Origin of the sequence: Alicyclobacillus sp. SO9 (assembly GCF_016406125.1) — a bacterium.
Taxonomy (GTDB): Bacteria; Bacillota; Bacilli; order Alicyclobacillales; family Alicyclobacillaceae; genus SO9.
Map to the genome: position 1 here is coordinate 5119067 of NZ_CP066339.1, position 16817 is coordinate 5135883.

Consider the following 16817-nt stretch of genomic DNA (forward strand, 5'->3'; position numbering starts at 1 on the left):
TGCTGATTCATAATTTTAATTGGTGAAGTAAAATGAAGGAGGATGACATGTGTCTACTTTACAGGAGCTGCAAGAAAAATACGCTGAGTTAATCCTGACAGTTGGTTTGAATTTGCAACCCGGACAACCTGTTTTACTCGAATGCCCTCTTGAATTAGTGGATTACGGTCGAACCCTGGCACGCAAAGCCTACGAAATTGGTGCCGGTCGCGTTCACGTAGAATGGATAGATGAAGAAATTCGTCTCATTACATTGGAGCACTCAAAAGCAGAGTATCTCGATAAATCTTATTACTGGCGCGCCAAAATGATGGAGTCTTTCCATGAGGAAGGCGGTGCGTTGCTGCAGGTATATGCTCCCAACCCCGACTTACTCAAAGATGTAGACCCACAGCGCGCTGCATCTCTACAAAAATCAAGCGCTGTTGCGATGAACAACTTTAGAAATAAGATTCAAAACGGGCAAATTAACTGGTGTCTGACCTCTGCCCCGACCAAGGAATGGGCCAAGAAAGTCTACCCGGAGCTGAACGAAGAAGAAGGCATGAAAAGACTGTGGGATCAAATTTTCTACATGACACGCGCCAACCAAGACAACCCCATTGGTGCCTGGGAACAGCATTTGGCTACACTAAAGGAAAAGGTTGAAACCCTCAATGAAAAAAAGTTTAAATCACTCCACTATACGACTTCTGAAGGAACAGACCTGACCATAGAACTCCCGGAAGGACACATCTGGTTAGGCGGTGGCTGGGACCCCAAAGGACAAATTCCCTTCGTTCCCAACATCCCGACAGAAGAAGTCTTTACTATGCCTCACCGTGAAGGCGTGAACGGTGTTGTCAAAGCCACACTCCCCTTGAACTACAATGGTACGCTCATCGAGAATTTCTCTTTGACCTTTAAAAAAGGACGCATTGTAGATTTCAGTGCCGAAGCTGGCTACGATACACTAAAGACCTTGATTGAAACAGATGACGGTGCACATTACCTTGGAGAAGTAGCGCTGGTGCCCTACGATTCTCCGATTTCAAATCTACATCAGATTTTCTTTAACACCTTGTTTGACGAGAATGCCTCCTGTCACCTGGCTATCGGGGCCGCATATCCAACAACCATTGAAGGCGGCACTGACTTGTCCAGAGAACAACTGCTGGAGAAAGGTGCCAACAACAGTCTTCAACACGTTGACTTTATGGTCGGTTCAGCAACCTTGAACATAGACGGAATGCTGCAAAGCGGAGAAACCATTCCTGTCTTCCGCGATGGAAATTGGGCATTGTAACCCGATTTAGAAAAGCCAAATTCCCAAAGATATTTTGATTGGATTTGTGTCAGGCCGAAACTCTCATCGGTCTGACCTTTCCTGCGTTTTACGCGGGAATCAATGTTTTATCAGGCGCCAGTCATCAAACACCCTTGTACTAGGTCCAGATAAACATGTAAGGAGAGAACAGCCGTGTATAAAGCATTAGGGCGTATTGTTTACCGACTGCGGTGGGGAATTATCGTCGTCTGGCTGGCTTTCATTGTCCTGGCTGTAACGTTCCTCCCAAGCCTCAGCGGTGTAGTTGCACATACCAAAACTAACTTCGTTCCAAGCTCCTCAAACTTTGTCCAAGCCCAGAACATGTTGAAGCATGTTGACTCGAAGCACCAGTCTACAAGTTCAGCCGTCGTTGCCATTCATAGAAATGGCAAGCTCACATCCAAAGACAAGTCCTACTTTAAAGCGCAGTTGCAGAAATTATCGTCCAGCAAGGGCCGCTACGGACTGAGCGCTGTCACGGACCTGTACAACACAGATAAAAGCGTTTCAAGCAACTTCGTGAGTAAAAACGGGACGACGGAAATTGCCTTAATCGGGTTCCCGAACGCGTCCGTAAGTCAGGCAACAAAAACCAGCCTGCACCAGGTGAAGGAGGTCTTTTCTTCTCCGCCGACGGGATCGAAAGTGCAAATGACAGGTGATGTTCCGATTGAACAGGACAACATTAGAATTTCCATGGACGGCGTGAAAAAGACATCTCTGGTGACCATCACGCTGGTTCTATTAATTCTATTGGTTGTCTTTCGGTCCGTGGTAGCCCCGTTTGTGACGCTCATATCCATTGGGCTGTCATTCATTCTGACTTCCTACGTGGTTGCGTGGCTCTCCAAATTTGGCCTGCCTGTCTCAACCTTCACGCAAACCTTCCTGGTTGCAGTCATATTCGGTGCCGGAACAGACTACTCGATTATCATCATGAACCGGTTTCGAGAGGAACTCGCCAAGCAAAACGGCGAAGTCGTTCCGGCCCTTGCAGCTTCCTACGGTGCCATCGGAAAGACGGTGCTTTTCAGCGGACTGACCGTATTTGTGTCATTCGCAGTTTTGTATTTTGCCCATTTTGGACTCTACCGCACGGCTGTGGGCGTCGCCGTCGGCGTTGTCATCACACTGCTGCTGTGTTTCACATTTATCCCGGCTATGCTTGGGATTTTGGGTAGATTTCTCTTCTGGCCGCGCAAGTCGGTCACAGGCAATACGCACAGCCAATCGCGCATTTGGGGATTCACAGGCCGTACCGCCACTCGCCACCCCTGGTTGACCATTTTGGCGCTGATTATTGTCTTGCTGCCGACAGCCTTGTTGTTTACCAACAAGCGTACTTTTGATCCCATGTCGGATATTCCGGGCGCACCGTCAGTCAACGCGTTCCACACCATATCCAAGGCGTTTTCACCTGGCCAAGTCATGCCCACAAGCATCGTGCTGCACACGAGCCAGAACTTGCGCTCACCGCAAGGACTGACAACGATTGAATCAATATCAAAGGCATTGAAGAAACAAAGCGGTGTATCCCAGGTTGACAGTGCTACCCGTCCGACAGGAAGCGTAATTAAGGGATTCCAGATTGCCAATCAAAACGCCTCTGCTGCAAGCGGCTTGAAGAAAGCGAACAAGGGACTCAGTTCTGTGTCATCCGGATTGCAGACGACGGTTCAAAAACTCCAGTCCGGACAGTCCGGCGTAAAGAAGCTGTCATCTGGTGCTTCACAAGTATCCAGCGGATTGGGGCAACTGCAAACTGGCATAAACCAAATGGCCACAAGCTCCAGCAAATTGGCAACAGGTGCGCAGACGGTGAATACCGGGGCTAAGCAGTTTGAGTCGGGTCTGAATCAGTACACGGCCTCTGTCAGCAAAGTGAATCAAGGCGCAGACTCTCTGGCTAAAGGCTTACAGGAGTACGCAGCCGGAGAAAACACTCTTGCGTCGAAGTTGGGCCAATTTGCGCAACAGCTAAGCCAGGGTCAAGCACAGCTCGTGAACACCATCAAAGGAATGATTCAGCAGGACCAGGGTTCCAATCCCGTTGCCGCAGCACAGTTAACTGCTCTCCTCAAGGCTATTGAGAGCCCGCAAGGACTGAGCGCAGCAACTGATGCAGCCTCCAAGCTGAGCCAAGGTGCGCAGCAAGCCAACGGCGGACTTGGCAAGCTTGTCCAAGGGGCCAACAAGCTCGCGTCTGGAACAAGCCAATTGGCAGACAACGGAAGTAAACTCAACTCTGGAGCCAGCGGGATTGTAAACGGAACAGCACAGGTTGCGCAAGGCACTTCCGCCCTGAGCGGCGGCCTGCAAAAAGTGGATAGTAACGTGCCGCAGTTAACGGCGGGAAGCCAGCAGATAGCGAACGGGCTGCAGTCGTTTGTCGGCAGCTACAACAAACTGCCGTCCGGACTCACATCCATGCGAAAAGGCGTCGATTCTGTCCACAGCGGGGTGGGCAAGGTTCAGTCGTATTTGCATGACAGCAAAGTGGCTCAAAGCAAAGGAAACCCTGGTTTTTATGTGCCCAGCAGTTCAGTGAACTCAAACAAGGACCTACAGAAAGCTATGAACGCCTATATTTCGAAAGACGGGCACACAGCAAAGTTTACGGTCATTCTGAAGAGTAACCCGTATTCCAACACAGCCATCAAAGAGATACCGAAACTTGAGCAAGCAGCTCAAGCAGCTTTGAACACAAGCCCAATTCACAGCGGCAGAATCTTGGCCGCCGGTACCAGTGCACAGCAGAATACACTGAATCGAATTTCGACGAATGACTTTGTTCGCACTGTGATTCTGATTCTCGGCGCCATCTTTATTTTGCTGATGTTGATGCTGAGGTCCATCGTGACGCCGCTCTATATTATTGCGTCACTGGCGTCCACGTACTTTGTTACAATGGGTGTTTTACAGGAAGTATTCGTGAACATTCTCGGTAAACCGGGACTCAGTTGGGTCGTCCCCTTCTTTGGTTTTCTGCTGTTGGTTGCCCTCGGGGTGGACTACAGTATCTTCCTCATGACGAGGTTTGAAGAGGAATATCGAGAATCGGGATCGTTCTCTCAAGCCATTTTGTCTGCCATGAAAAACATGGGTAATGTTGTGTTTTCGGCAGCCCTGATTATGGCTGGAACATTCGGATCAATGTTGGCAACGGGTGTCACTTCACTGGTTGAAATCGGAAGTTCAATTATCATTGGTCTTGCAATCTACGCACTGGTGGTTCTGGCGTTCTTTATTCCTGCTTGTGCCACTGTCGTCAACGTGGGTCACTTATGGCCATTCCAGTCTCGTGAGAAGGATGACTCAAAATCAGATAAACACAGCCTTTCCTCCTCTCCCATCGAAGGCTAGACAAGGTCGTTAAAGCGGGAGAGACAAGGCCGCTCAAGCTTGAAAGCAAAAAGAAGTCGCCTCTTGGTGGAACCAAAGCGTCGATGAGACGCAGCCATAGAGACGACTTCTTTATCTATGCGGAATAGGAAGCAGAATAGGCAAAAACAGCAAAAACAATCAAGGGCGGCCACAGCAGTCAGCCGCGAATAGATAGCGGTCTACCAGGTAATCTCATAGACCTTCGAGCTGATTTGAGAGCCCGATGCGTTGGTTTTTCCTCCAGCAATAAATCCTCTTTTGCCCTGTTGGGTATACCCGAAATCTGCGAGGGGACCCGGCAGTTTGCCAACCACTTTCGTCTTTCCAGTTCGGATGTTAATGGCAAGGATGTTTCGGATGGGCACCCCTTTTTGGTTTTCACCGCCAGCCACCAGCAGGTAAGAACCGTCCACAAACAGGGCTGCCTTAGCAATTCCGTAGGCAAGCTGGACAGGAAGCTTTTGAATTCCCTTTTGAGGAGACCAACTGTACACGTGGGCACTGAAGCCCTGGTGGTGTGTTTTGCCGCCGGCTATATAGATCTTCCCGTTGCCTGCAGCCACCGCAGCGTATCGAAGCCCAACAGGCATAGCAAACATTTTGGTCCCCTGCAACACCCCGTTAGTGATTGAGAAAAATTCAGTGCTTTGCCGATAAGTATTCCCGTCATACCCGCCGACTCGCACAATTCCCTGTTTTCCCTTCCACTTAAAAGGGACTGCAGCAGCATCAGACAAAGGAGACGAGAGCTTCCCAACCGTCTTCGCCGTTGCTGAGTTTTTTGACAATTTGACAATCGTATTATATGACACAGCTTGTCCTCCGCCGAAAACATACAAGTCTGACCCTAAATAGGCGGCCGCAGCATCGTGGGTTCTTACAGCCAAATGGCCAATGGATGCCACGCTGGGCTGTAACCTGTCTATGTTCGTGACAGAAACACGTCCCGTATAGCCACCTATGGAAACAGGACCGCTGCCTGACAATGCCAGAGTATTTCCTTCCACACCGTTGGGTAAGTTCCCCAAAGGCCTTATGCTGACTGTCGGCCAAGGCTGTGCTGCTGAAGAAGCAGAACCGGATTTCGTTGAATTTCCCGAATTTGTTTTTGTCGAGTTGGAAGTTGTTTGATTTGAACTGGACTTCTGTGGTGACGTTCCTGTATTCCCTTGGCCGTGTGTGCCACAGCCCGAAATCAGTCCTACCTGAATAAGGGATACAGCAGCAAGCATTGTTTTTCTTTTCAACGTGGGCCTCCTCGAGCAATTTGATTGATTTTTGATGTTCCAGTTTCATGCTAAAACTGCTTGAGGACAAACCTGATGGAGGGTGGACTACCCACATCTTTTCATATTCTCACATATCGTGCAACAAGAATAAAAGTTACTATATTTGATCTGACACAGACTGCTGCTCCTTCAGCGGTACAGTCTTATGATTGTCAAAAAACAGACTTTTTTCGGAACTCACCTAACTCGCTTTCCGGTATACTAGAACAGAAGATTTGCTAAGAAGTCTGGGGCGATTCGAACACACTAAGTCGCCGGCACTTAGCAGTCGTTCAAAAAATCGTTCTAGGAGGATCGCGGTGTACTCCACTCCCTTGCTCATCACCCTGCAACATGCCCTTTCTTGGATTGGCGTCCCTGTTCTGCGGGCTATTTCAACTCTTGGCGGATTTGGACTATTCCTGATTGTCATTCCACTTATTTATTGGACTGTGAACCGCAGTAAAGCTCATCATCTTACTTTAACTCTGTTGGTTTCAATTTGGTTGAACGCTTTCCTCAAAGATATGGTTGCTATCTCCCGTCCCGTGGCCACGTCTACCCTGCACGTTTTTGTCCAGCCGTTGACCAATGGCTTTCCCTCTGCCATCGCTCAGAACGGCACCGTGTTTTGGGGCACTTTGATGGCTTTTATAAAATCTGTTTGGTTTCGCATTTTCGGATTGGTTGTCATCATCTCAATAGGTATATCCCGCATCGCCGTTGGAGCGGATTATCCGACAGATGTTCTCGGCGGATTCATTCTTGGACTGATGTTGTTGATTGGATTTTCCTTTCGCCGCAAACACCGAGACCCCGAGAAAGGCACGATTCAAAAAGAAGTACAACAAAAACAGCCTGCTGTCGGCCGAAAGTTGCTTTTGTTCGCCCTTATTTCACTATTACTTATGTTCCTCGACACAGCCTCTACAGAGTACGCGTCCCTGGGTCTCTTGTTTGGCTGGCTGGCTTCGAACACATATGCTTTGCAGCACTTTCCATATCGTGAAAAAGCGCCAATCGGAGTTCAGGCTCTTAAGGTTCTCGTGGGGTATGCAGGCATGGCTTTCCTTTTGCTTGTTAATGTCCGGTTTGTCCCCGTTGGTTTACCCGAGTTTCTAGGTTTTGCCCTTGTCAGTGTGTGGGTAACACTCGGCGCTCCCTATCTATTTCAGCGCATGGGCCTTGCTCCCATCCCGGGTACGGCGACAGGTGCAAAGCATGACAATGGACGACCCAAGCAGCTAAGGGCCGTGGCAATAGCTGCAGGCATAGACGTCGCCGTTGTCACGCTGTTGACCCTGACTGCTGTCGCGAACATCGGGGGAACACACGAGACTGTTCCAGCCTTTGCCGATGCGGACAGCGCAGTCGCGCAATCCTCACCGATAACAGAACAAGATGGACTGGATGTAAAACACACATCCCTTATCGGCCGCCCGTTTGCAGTTCTTGGACACCGCGGTGATGCAGCAAAACTGCCGCAAGAGACTTTGCCGGGTTTCCGTCAAGCCGTGAAACTGGGTGTCGACCTGTTGGACTTAGACGTACGCTTAACCAAGGACCATCACTTTGTTCTGCTGCACAATCCCACGGTCGACGCTACGACAAATGGTCACGGTCCCGTGTCAGACATGACGCTGAAACAGGTGCAAAGCCTGGATGCCGGCTATTGGATGACAACGGACGGCGGGAAGACCTATCCGTTTCGAGGCAAAGGGATTCACCTCATGTCTCTCACTGGATTTTTCAAGGCATTTCCACATCAACAGGTAAACATCGAGATAAAAAATGACTCATACACCGCGGGATCGGACTTGGCACGGGTTATTGCTGCAAGTCATGCCGCAAATCGAGTGATTGTCGGTTCCTTCTATCAATCACCCCTTGACTCGTTCCGTAAACACCTCCCCACTGCTCGAACGATGTTGTCGAAACACGAGATGATTCAGGCCTATGTATGGGCACACCTTGGCCTGGAAGCCTACTATACCCCGCCGGGGAATTTCGCAGAAGTACCTGAAACAGAAGGGCCCTTAAGAGTCGTCACTCCAGGCTTTGTCGACTTTCTCCACCAACACGGTGTAATCGTCTATGTTTGGACGGTGGATGACACAGCTTCTATGAAGAGATTGATGAAGATGGGGGTCGACGGCATCATATCAGACAACCCAGGATTGCTCCTGCAAACGGACACAAAGGGGGTGTAAAATACTCATCCCCCGCAAAAGAAATAAACACTTGCATTTTTGGCGTGACTTGAAAATATGATAACTATCATATATATTTCAATATACCCGCCATGGTATTGTTCAGGACTACATGTATGCGATTGCATTTTCCTGGCGGAATGTTTTAGTATATTCAGATAGAACAGGAGGTGAGAACGTGCGCGGATTCCTCATGATTATCATTCTTGTTGGAAATATCATTATAACGCCCTTCGTTAATCATTTGCACCCCGTAGTTTTCGGAATGTCCTTTTTCTTGTTCTGGTTTCTTATCTGGATGTTCATTACACCGCTGTTGACTTGGTGGATTTACGCGATTGATAAACGAAAAGAAGCGTCCGAAGGGAGGTAAAAGAAGTTGACCGCTTTACTTACTACCGCCGTAATTATCTTAATTGTCGTAATCGTCGGTTTCTACGCTGGACGCAATGCCAAGTCCAGAAGCAGTATTGAAGAATGGAGCGTCGGCGGCCGAAACTTTGGCGGACTGCTGGTGTGGTTCCTTGTTGGTGCTGATATCTACACGGCATATACCTTTCTTGGACTGACAGGATATGCCTATAAGCTGGGAGCGGCCGCATTTTTTGCTGTACCCTATGTTGTGCTCGCTTACCCGATTGCCTATTTTATTCTGCCAAAAGTATGGGGGTATGCAGCGAAGTATCACCTCACAACACTGGCGGATTTTGCAAGAGAACGTTTTCAGAGTAAAGGCTTAGGCATCCTTGTTGCTCTTACCGGTATCGTCTTTCTGATTCCTTACATCGACTTGCAGTTGCTCGGTATTACAGGTGTGGCTGAAGTAGCCGGTAAAGGTACGTTCGCCAATCCTCACGCAGTTGGTATTGGTGCGCTGATTGTTTCATTTATACTTGTGGCACTCTATACCTATTTCAGTGGTCTCAGAGCTCCAGCATGGACGGCTCTCATCAAAGATGCGCTGGTTTGGATTGTTATCATTGTCATGATTATTACCATCCCGGTTATGCTGTTCCACGGATGGGGCAATATGTTCCATACAGCAGTCACCCAGTATCCGAAGATGTTGACACTACACTCTGGAGCACATGACAGCTGGTGGTTTATGACAGCAGCTCTGATTTCCGCATTGGCTCTGTTCATGTGGCCCCACGCTTCGACTGGTGCACTCAGTGCAAGGTCGGCAGAAATTCTGAAGAAGAATGCAGTCTTTCTTCCGTTCTACAACATCCTGCTTTTTTTCATTACTTTCTTAGGCATTGTGGCCTATATGAAATTGCCGCATAGTCAGACAAAAGGCTACGCTAATGTCATTTTGCTCCACCTGATTCAATACACGTACCACAACCCGTTTGTACAGGGCCTCATGTTCGCCACGGTTGCTTTGGCCAGTTTGGTACCTGCCTCTATTATGGTACTCGCAGCCAGTAATCTGTTTGCGACAAATATATTGAAGGACTGGCTCATTCCGAACATGAGCTCAAAGAACCAGACATTGGTTGCCCGATGGTTTGTGTTTGTCATGACTGCTTTGGCCCTTGTTTTCGGCATTCTGTTCCCCAACCAGTTGATTTCACTGCAACTCGAAGGGACCAGTGGTATGGTGCAGATTATTCCAGCTATTGCCTTGGGAATCTTCTGGCGCAGACTTTCCCGCCCGGCTGTTATTATTGGGCTTGTCGGCGGTATTCTGATGGTATTCTTAAACCACTTTACGTTCCACATTCACGGTTATGACGGGTTCTGGGGCCTTTTGGTCAACCTCGTTTTAGTACTTGTTTTGAACCCCTTGTTCCAAAAGGATGTCGAGCGAAACTTAGAGACAAACAAAATGATGATGGAAAGCTAAAACGTAGAGACCACCGTCATACTGAAAAATATGCAGCCTTCCCATAAACCTGTACAGGTCGATACAACGGATCTGTACAGGCCTGAGAAGGCTGTTTTTTTGCTCCCTCCCTTGCAAATTCTCATGACATCGTGTATTACTAAGTGTATTAATTGAATTAATACACTTAGTTCTTGTCGTGCATCCTGAATGACACAGAGTGACGGCAGCAGCGATTGGAGTGACACGTGTGCCAGGACGAGAAACGTGGGTTCCCCCGCAGACTAATCTGGATTCCTCCAAACCTCTCTACGAGCAGTTTGAAGACATTGTGCGCTCAAGTATTGCTCGTGCGGATTTGGTTCCCGGTCAGAGACTTCCGTCTGTCCGAGATTTCGCTGCACACTTTCGTGTCAATCCAAACACGGTCATGCGCGCCTACCAGAACCTTGAGCGAGAAGGCTTTCTTGTGACCTTTCGGGGCCAGGGAACCTTTATTGCCAAGGACGAGCGAGTTATCGAGAGAAGCCGGCGAGCGCTGGCTCGAGCCGCCCTCTATCAGTTGCAACGTGTTGCAGCTTCAATGGGTATGTCTGTCGATGAATTACTGAGCCTTGCCAGTAAGCAACAAGGAGATGAAGAATGACCATGTCCAATCAAACGTTGAAAACACCCGCAATTGATTGTGTCGGAATTGACTTCAGCGTTGGCAAGAAGACAATTTTGAGCAGTATTACGTTTTCCGTACAGCCCGGTGAGATTGCAGGATTGTTGGGTCCTAATGGTGCAGGCAAGTCGACTTTGTTGCGGATAATCGGGGGGATTGCGCCGCCAAATCAAGGGCATGTCAATCTGTTTGGAAAACGTGCGGGGGTCTCAACGTTGGCCGATACAGCACTCCTCCCTGATAGAGGCAAACTCCCGGCCTGGCTGACCTGTTCGGAATGGATTGGATATGCAGAAAGGATCTATCCCGATTGGGATCGTCATCGCGCTGACGAATTGACAGAAAGCTTGGAGATAAAGCTGGATAGCAAAATCATGTTCCTTTCCAGAGGTGAAGAAGCCCGATTGCAACTGATGACTTGCCTCGCTCGCAAGGCCCGGGTAGTGTTGCTCGACGAGCCGTTTGCAGGTGTAGACTTGGTCTCCAGACGGCGAATTGTGAATTCTGTTGTGAAGGAACTTGCTGAAAACAACCGGGGCTTTCTCATTGCTACCCACGATGTGTTAGAAATGGAGAATTTGTTCGATCGCGTCATACTTATCGGTCAGGGACAAATCAAAGGCGATGGTCTTGTCGAAAATCTGCGTGAACAAGGGACCTCCGTTGAAAAGTACTACAGGGAGGCATTCGAATGAACATAACACAGAGGGACAGCCACAGGACCAATTCAAAATCGCCTGCGCTCGCTAGTCTATGGCTGCTGACACGCTTTGAATACGGTAGAAACACAGTCCGACTGTCTAAGTCGAAAGGAAGGTCTCGCCGTTTCCTTTTTAGCAACCGCACTTGGTTCACTCTCGCTGTCATAACCATTGTTTTCGGCATCATAGCATCCTCTGCTCTCAGCAGCCCTGAGAAACTGCCAGCAATCATCTGGATTCCCTGGGTAGGTGCAGCTATCTCGTATGTCACATCCACCGCTTCCGGGACTATCAGTACGCGACAAACAGACTGGTGGCTAAGTTATCCGTACCCGCGCTGGATGTTAGTCCTATCAAAGTGGATGGCTTCCACCATTCTGGGATTAAGAATGTTCGGTATCATGGCAACCTGGGGCTTTTTTGTTTACATGGTAGCATGGACGATTCATCCGCACAGCTGGATGCCGACAAAGGACCTCTTGTTGTTTGTGGCCCTGCAAGTGCTCACCGTGGTGATTTACCTTCCGGTTTTGAGCGCTGTTGGAACGTTTTCTCTTGCTTTGGCTCGCGGTATCGCTCGAATCTTTCAGTTCCTAGTCTCAGCGGCACTTTGGGGTTCTTTTGTGGCGAGTTTTGCTGTAATGAATGTTGCAAAAACCAATAATTTCTCTACGATTGTGCAAGGCGTTGGCATCCTGTTTGCCGTCGGCTGGCCAATCTCAATCTTGCTGCTGTGGGTGACTTCGCGCAGACTGCAAACTCTGGCAGGCACAGTCGGGAAAACTCCCCTCTTCCCTGCTCACACTGCTCGCAGTCAGATTACCGACAAGACCCGAAACAAGACCGGAAGTAAAACCGGAAGCAAAACCGAAAACGGCTTGTCCACTCATTCCGTTGACAGCCGTACAACGCCGAACAAAGCGCAACAGCCAGCACTGCGCTGGATTCGCCTTTATGAGAAGTTCTGGGGTAAGCGTACGACCTCGAGCGGCGCAGTATTCTTGCTCCATGCAAGTCAAATGCGCTGGTTTGGAAAAGAATCTGATTTGCGTGCCGCAGGAACGGCGGCCATAGTGCCAGTACTGGGATTTATATGTGGAGTACTGCTCAATTCGCAACGACTGCTGCTATACGTTCCGGCAGCATCCTTGCTCGTGGCTGCATGGATTCTACTTTGGACAGGTCTGTCCTTGTTCCAGCGCAATTTGCGTAAGTCAGCAGGCTGGGTGCTCAGTTTCCCCGTATCGCGGGCGTCTTTAATTGTTACATTGTCTTTGTCAACATGGATAAAACTAGCAAGCTTTGTCGTGGCAGGCGAAGCAGGACTGTGGCTTGGAATCTGGACACGAACCCTGTTCAGTCCTCTCTCCGGAAACACCTATGCACTATCTGGGCTGGTAATGGTAAAAGCATTGTTCGTTTTCGTTACGCTCTTACCCATCTTACAAATCATATTGCAGACCGCAAGTTATGCGCTACAAGGGTGGTGGGCACTACTGCAACTGCTTGTCTACGGAGGTCTCGCCGGTCTGTTTATCCTGGCTTGGGTACACCGAAAAAACTGGTTGTTCCCTAATCTGCAAACAGGCGCACAACCCGCCGCTTATTGGATAATCCTCGTACTCACAATTATCATTGGATATCCTCTGGCAATATGGTTCGTGAGGTCTGCTTCGAAAAACTTGCACCACATCTACTTGGGCACTTCCCTGCACGATTACATGGACTGACACAAACGGATTTATAGTTCAAGCCTTTTCCACCAACTGTTTTCGTTCTCTTTTCAGACCTGCCACTTGTTGTTTGAGTGTCACAAGTCTCGCCTGTACAGCAGTAACCAGCCCATCAACTTGTTGATACTGTTCATCTACTTGTGATGCAGTCTGTTTAATGTGATTCTGCACCGCCCAATCCACAAAGAGTCCATCAAAGAAATAGTCGGCAAAATGCATGAAGCCGCCCTGATGTATATCTACCGGATTGCTTACGTTCTCGTCCAGGTCTTGCAGTTCCCGCTGCAAACGGCTGAGAGCGTAACTGGCGTTGTCCATTTTTGACTGAGCGCTATCCATGTGACTACGCTTAATCATAGTCGTAATCGTTCCTCCGCCGAGCATATCCATAGTTCCCCAGTTTTGTGCTTTCCGCAAGCTTTCAAGACAGTCTTTTAAAGCGGCTTTCGCATCCTGTGCAGCTGCCAACACCTCCTCGGTCTCCTGAACCTCTGCATTCAAGTCCGCTTCCTTATGCGTATATTCGAGTAACCGCTGCGCCAACAGACTGTTTTCCTCGGAAGCAATAGCTTGTTCTTTCTCGCGCAGAATGTTCTGGTATTGCTGCTCAATCCCACCTGTGAGCTTCAAATCACGCTGCAGTTGGAATTCATCCGCTTCCAGCCTCTCTACGAGCCCAACTGCAGTAGTCAATTTACCATTAAGTTGTACTGCTTCACGATGAATCTGTTCTTCCTTCGTGTCCTCAATCCCCTTAATGAGCACCATTAAATGCAGGAATGATAATCCATGCAATTTGTCCGGCACGTGCTGTTTGTCGGAGAGTCCTTCACGTAAATTGCTCACATGCCGTCTTGCTTCATCCAGTTGCAGCTGACATGCCTTCAATTTGCTTTGCTTGCGATCGCGAATCCGAATTTGTTCCTTCAGTTGACCGAGTTCGTCATTAAATGCGTCGAACAAGCCCTCATCCTCCAATTCTCAGTTTCTTGCAGTTTTTGTCCTATGAAGCAGTGCACATACTCCTCATGGTGCCAAAATTACGGGTGAGTTACGAGCTGTGAGCATGGGTACAGTTCTGTCAATCTTAAGAAATTCTTAAGCATTATGCAGACTTTATCTTAAGAACTAGCTTCTACAATAAACGAGTCGTCAACATTTGGAAAGTTTGGTGAGTTACTATGGTGTTAGACAACCAAATGGTTATTATGGCAGAACACGTACTTGGACTGTTGCATTCGACGGCAGTAAAGGTCATGATTATCCCCGTCCTATATGGCGTGTATCACTGCCAAGAGGCCAAGAAGTAGAGGTCTACGGAAAGGCGGATAATCGTCATGAAAACTCATTCTGTTTTAGTCGTTGATGATGACAAGGAAATTAGAGATGCGGTAAGGATTTATCTCCGTAACGAAGGCCTGTCTGTGTACACCGCAAAGGACGGTGTCGAAGCCGTCGAGGAGCTTAATCGGCATGAATTTCATCTTATCGTTCTGGACCTCATGATGCCTCGAGCTGACGGCATGGAAACAATAGTTCGGATTCGCGAACAGAAGAACATTCCAATTATCATCCTAAGCGCAAAAGGTGAAGATTATGACAAAATTCTCGGTCTTCAAGTTGGGGCAGATGACTACGTTACAAAACCCTTTAACCCTTTGGAGTTAATTGCTCGTGTCAAATCGCAACTCAGACGTTACGTTACTCTCGGCACATATCAAAGGAATACACCTGAAGAAGTCATTCGTTTAGACGGCTTGTCTTTGGATAAAGGAGCGAAGCAAGTCAGCGTAGATGGAGAGTCAATAAAACTGACACCGATTGAGTACAGGATTGTTGAGCTGTTGATGGAAAATGCCGGGCGCGTCTTCTCCATCGCTGACATCTATGAGTTGGTATGGAAGGAACCAGGATTTAAAGTGGAAAACACGGTCGCAGTACATATTCGAAAAATTAGAGAGAAAATCGAGATAGATCCTAGAAATCCAAGGTACTTGAAGGTGGTGTGGGGTATTGGATACAAAATTGAGAGATAAGGTGCTTACAGCATCGTGGATGATACTTCTTACATTTGGCTTGAGCGGTATCTTTTCACTTCTTTCATCCGGTTATACCCCGCGTCAGGGGCTTTTAGCTCTCTATGTTCTCTCTGGCACTGGAGCTTTCATCATAAGTCTGTTTCTGTACAGGAGGATTCCTGTCTTCACCTACCTTGAACCTAGACTGTGGAGTTTCTACTACGGATATGTACCCATGGATATCCGCTTCGTTATTTTTACTGTGTCAGCCATCATTACAGTGTATCACTTGCGCGATATGGGTTATCTGTTCCTGGCCAGCTTCTTGGCTTACGGAAAGAGTTTTCTGGCCACCGGACTGCTGCTTACATTCACGCTCATGCAAGGAAAGTCAATTCTGAATGTGATTCGACGACAGGACACTATGAGAGTCAACCTGAGAAACAGTCTCACGTACAGGGGAGCGGGTATCTTAAAAGACGCCTTTGCCAACACCGGGATCGCGTTGAAAACAACCTTCGTTTTAGGGGTTATGTTCGCTTCCGGATTTGGGTTCCTCGCAGTGCTTCTGGCCCATGGAACACTGATAATTTACGTGCTCTTGTTCGCAGTCGTCACCATCCCCACTTTGGTAGTAGTCTATCGGCAGGTGGGATACATCAACCAAATTACTGACTATACAACCGCACTGGTAGAGGGAAAAATGGAACCGGATTTACCTAATCGAGGACAATCTGTGGGAGCAGTCCTTGCACGAAACATCAACAAACTAAAACAAGGAGTCAAGATGTCACAGGAGGCACAGGCTAAAAGTGAACGCTTTAAGACTGAATTAATTACAAATGTTAGTCATGACCTTCGCACACCGTTAACATCCGTTATTACCTACGCAGAACTTCTCAAAACTCCTGGCATTTCAGAAGAGACTCGCAATGACTATATTGACATCATAGACAGAAAATCACAGCGGTTAAAGGTCCTGATTGAGGACTTGTTTGAAGCTTCGAAAATGGCCAGCGGGAGCATTGAATTGCATCGTACCCGCGTTGATATGGTCCAACTTCTGCAACAATCATTTGCCGAGACGGTGAATAGCAGTAATGATTCTGAGCTGGATTTTCACTTCAGGGTACCTGATGTCCCTGTGTACGCGATGGTAGACGGCCAAAAAATGTGGCGAGTATTCGACAACCTGCTAGGAAATATTTTGAAGTATTCTCTAGAGAAAACCAGAGTTTATGTCACTGTCACAAGTGTTTCGAAGCAGTTGGCAATCACATTCAAGAATATATCAAAGTATGAACTAAGTGAAAACGTGGATGATTTATTTGAGCGGTTCAAACGCAGTGACACATCACGACATACGGACGGTTCCGGACTTGGATTGGCCATTGCAAAGTCCATTGTGGACCTCCACGACGGGTATCTCAATCTGGAAGTGGACGGTGATTTATTTAAAGCCACCGTTAAATTGGACACTGCAGACTAAGTAAACGGACTGCTCTACATGTTTACAAACAATAAAAATAAAGTTGGTAACCGAACTTCTGGCTTCAAGCAGTTCAGCATCTGTCGACGAATAGTAGGATCGACAGCAAAAGTCTATAAACATACAGTAAAATGCACTATTATCCACTATGCTGAGCATATTCTTATGTAGCTAACGCCCCCTTAAGTTCAACAACTAAAGGGGCATCGA

General features: G+C 48.1%; 13 protein-coding genes. 11 read left to right on the forward strand and 2 right to left on the reverse strand.

Features of this window, described 5'->3' with window-relative positions; all coding sequences use genetic code 11:
- The first annotated feature begins 49 nt into the window (after positions 1–49).
- A complete protein-coding gene (locus tag GI364_RS23910) occupies positions 50–1285 on the forward strand; it encodes an aminopeptidase (RefSeq protein WP_198851647.1) in 1236 nt (411 codons plus the stop codon).
- 174 nt (positions 1286–1459) lie between these two features.
- On the forward strand, positions 1460–4672 hold the full coding sequence (locus GI364_RS23915; protein ID WP_198851648.1) for an MMPL family transporter: 3213 nt from the start codon (positions 1460–1462) through the stop codon (positions 4670–4672).
- A gap of 200 nt (positions 4673–4872) precedes the next feature.
- On the opposite strand, the gene GI364_RS23920 is transcribed toward GI364_RS23915, so the two are convergent.
- Positions 4873–5940 (reverse strand): Kelch repeat-containing protein, encoded by a 1068-nt coding sequence (locus GI364_RS23920; RefSeq protein ID WP_198851649.1) that lies wholly within the window; start codon positions 5938–5940, stop codon positions 4873–4875.
- Positions 5941–6281: 341 nt separating this feature from the next.
- Between GI364_RS23920 and GI364_RS23925 the strand changes: the two genes are divergently transcribed.
- From GI364_RS23925 to GI364_RS23950, 6 genes are all read left to right on the forward strand, one after another.
- A complete protein-coding gene (locus GI364_RS23925) occupies positions 6282–8171 on the forward strand; it encodes a glycerophosphodiester phosphodiesterase family protein (RefSeq protein WP_198851650.1) in 1890 nt (629 codons plus the stop codon).
- Between the two features lie 178 nt (positions 8172–8349).
- Positions 8350–8544, forward strand: a complete 195-nt coding sequence (locus GI364_RS23930) for a DUF3311 domain-containing protein (protein WP_198851651.1) — start codon at positions 8350–8352, stop codon at positions 8542–8544.
- A 6-nt stretch (positions 8545–8550) separates the two neighbouring features.
- Positions 8551–10020, forward strand: coding sequence for a sodium:solute symporter family protein (locus tag GI364_RS23935; protein WP_198851652.1), 1470 nt, complete (start codon positions 8551–8553; stop codon positions 10018–10020).
- A 229-nt stretch (positions 10021–10249) separates the two neighbouring features.
- Positions 10250–10645 carry a GntR family transcriptional regulator gene (locus GI364_RS23940; protein ID WP_198851653.1) on the forward strand — a complete coding sequence of 132 codons (396 nt, stop codon included), beginning with the start codon at positions 10250–10252 and terminating at the stop codon, positions 10643–10645.
- Entirely contained in the window at positions 10642–11361 is a 720-nt protein-coding gene (locus GI364_RS23945; protein WP_233095944.1) for an ATP-binding cassette domain-containing protein, read from the forward strand. The genes GI364_RS23940 and GI364_RS23945 overlap by 4 nt, the downstream gene beginning before the upstream one ends.
- Positions 11358–13097 carry a hypothetical protein gene (locus GI364_RS23950; RefSeq protein WP_198851654.1) on the forward strand — a complete coding sequence of 580 codons (1740 nt, stop codon included), beginning with the start codon at positions 11358–11360 and terminating at the stop codon, positions 13095–13097. Before GI364_RS23945 ends, GI364_RS23950 begins: the two co-directional genes overlap by 4 nt.
- Positions 13098–13115: 18 nt before the next feature.
- On the opposite strand, the gene GI364_RS23955 is transcribed toward GI364_RS23950, so the two are convergent.
- Positions 13116–14063: a hypothetical protein gene (locus GI364_RS23955; protein WP_198851655.1), complete on the reverse strand. Its 948-nt coding sequence runs from the start codon at positions 14061–14063 to the stop codon at positions 13116–13118.
- Between the two features lie 218 nt (positions 14064–14281).
- Between GI364_RS23955 and GI364_RS25220 the strand changes: the two genes are divergently transcribed.
- Genes GI364_RS25220 through GI364_RS23965 form a run of 3 tightly spaced genes read left to right on the forward strand, consistent with a single transcriptional unit; the run spans position 14282 to position 16607 of the window.
- On the forward strand, positions 14282–14410 hold the full coding sequence (locus tag GI364_RS25220; protein WP_255524531.1) for a hypothetical protein: 129 nt from the start codon (positions 14282–14284) through the stop codon (positions 14408–14410).
- Positions 14411–14437: 27 nt separating this feature from the next.
- A complete protein-coding gene (locus GI364_RS23960) occupies positions 14438–15136 on the forward strand; it encodes a response regulator transcription factor (RefSeq protein ID WP_198851656.1) in 699 nt (232 codons plus the stop codon).
- Positions 15114–16607 (forward strand): sensor histidine kinase, encoded by a 1494-nt coding sequence (locus GI364_RS23965; RefSeq protein ID WP_198851657.1) that lies wholly within the window; start codon positions 15114–15116, stop codon positions 16605–16607. The genes GI364_RS23960 and GI364_RS23965 overlap by 23 nt, the downstream gene beginning before the upstream one ends.
- Positions 16608–16817 lie beyond the last annotated feature (210 nt).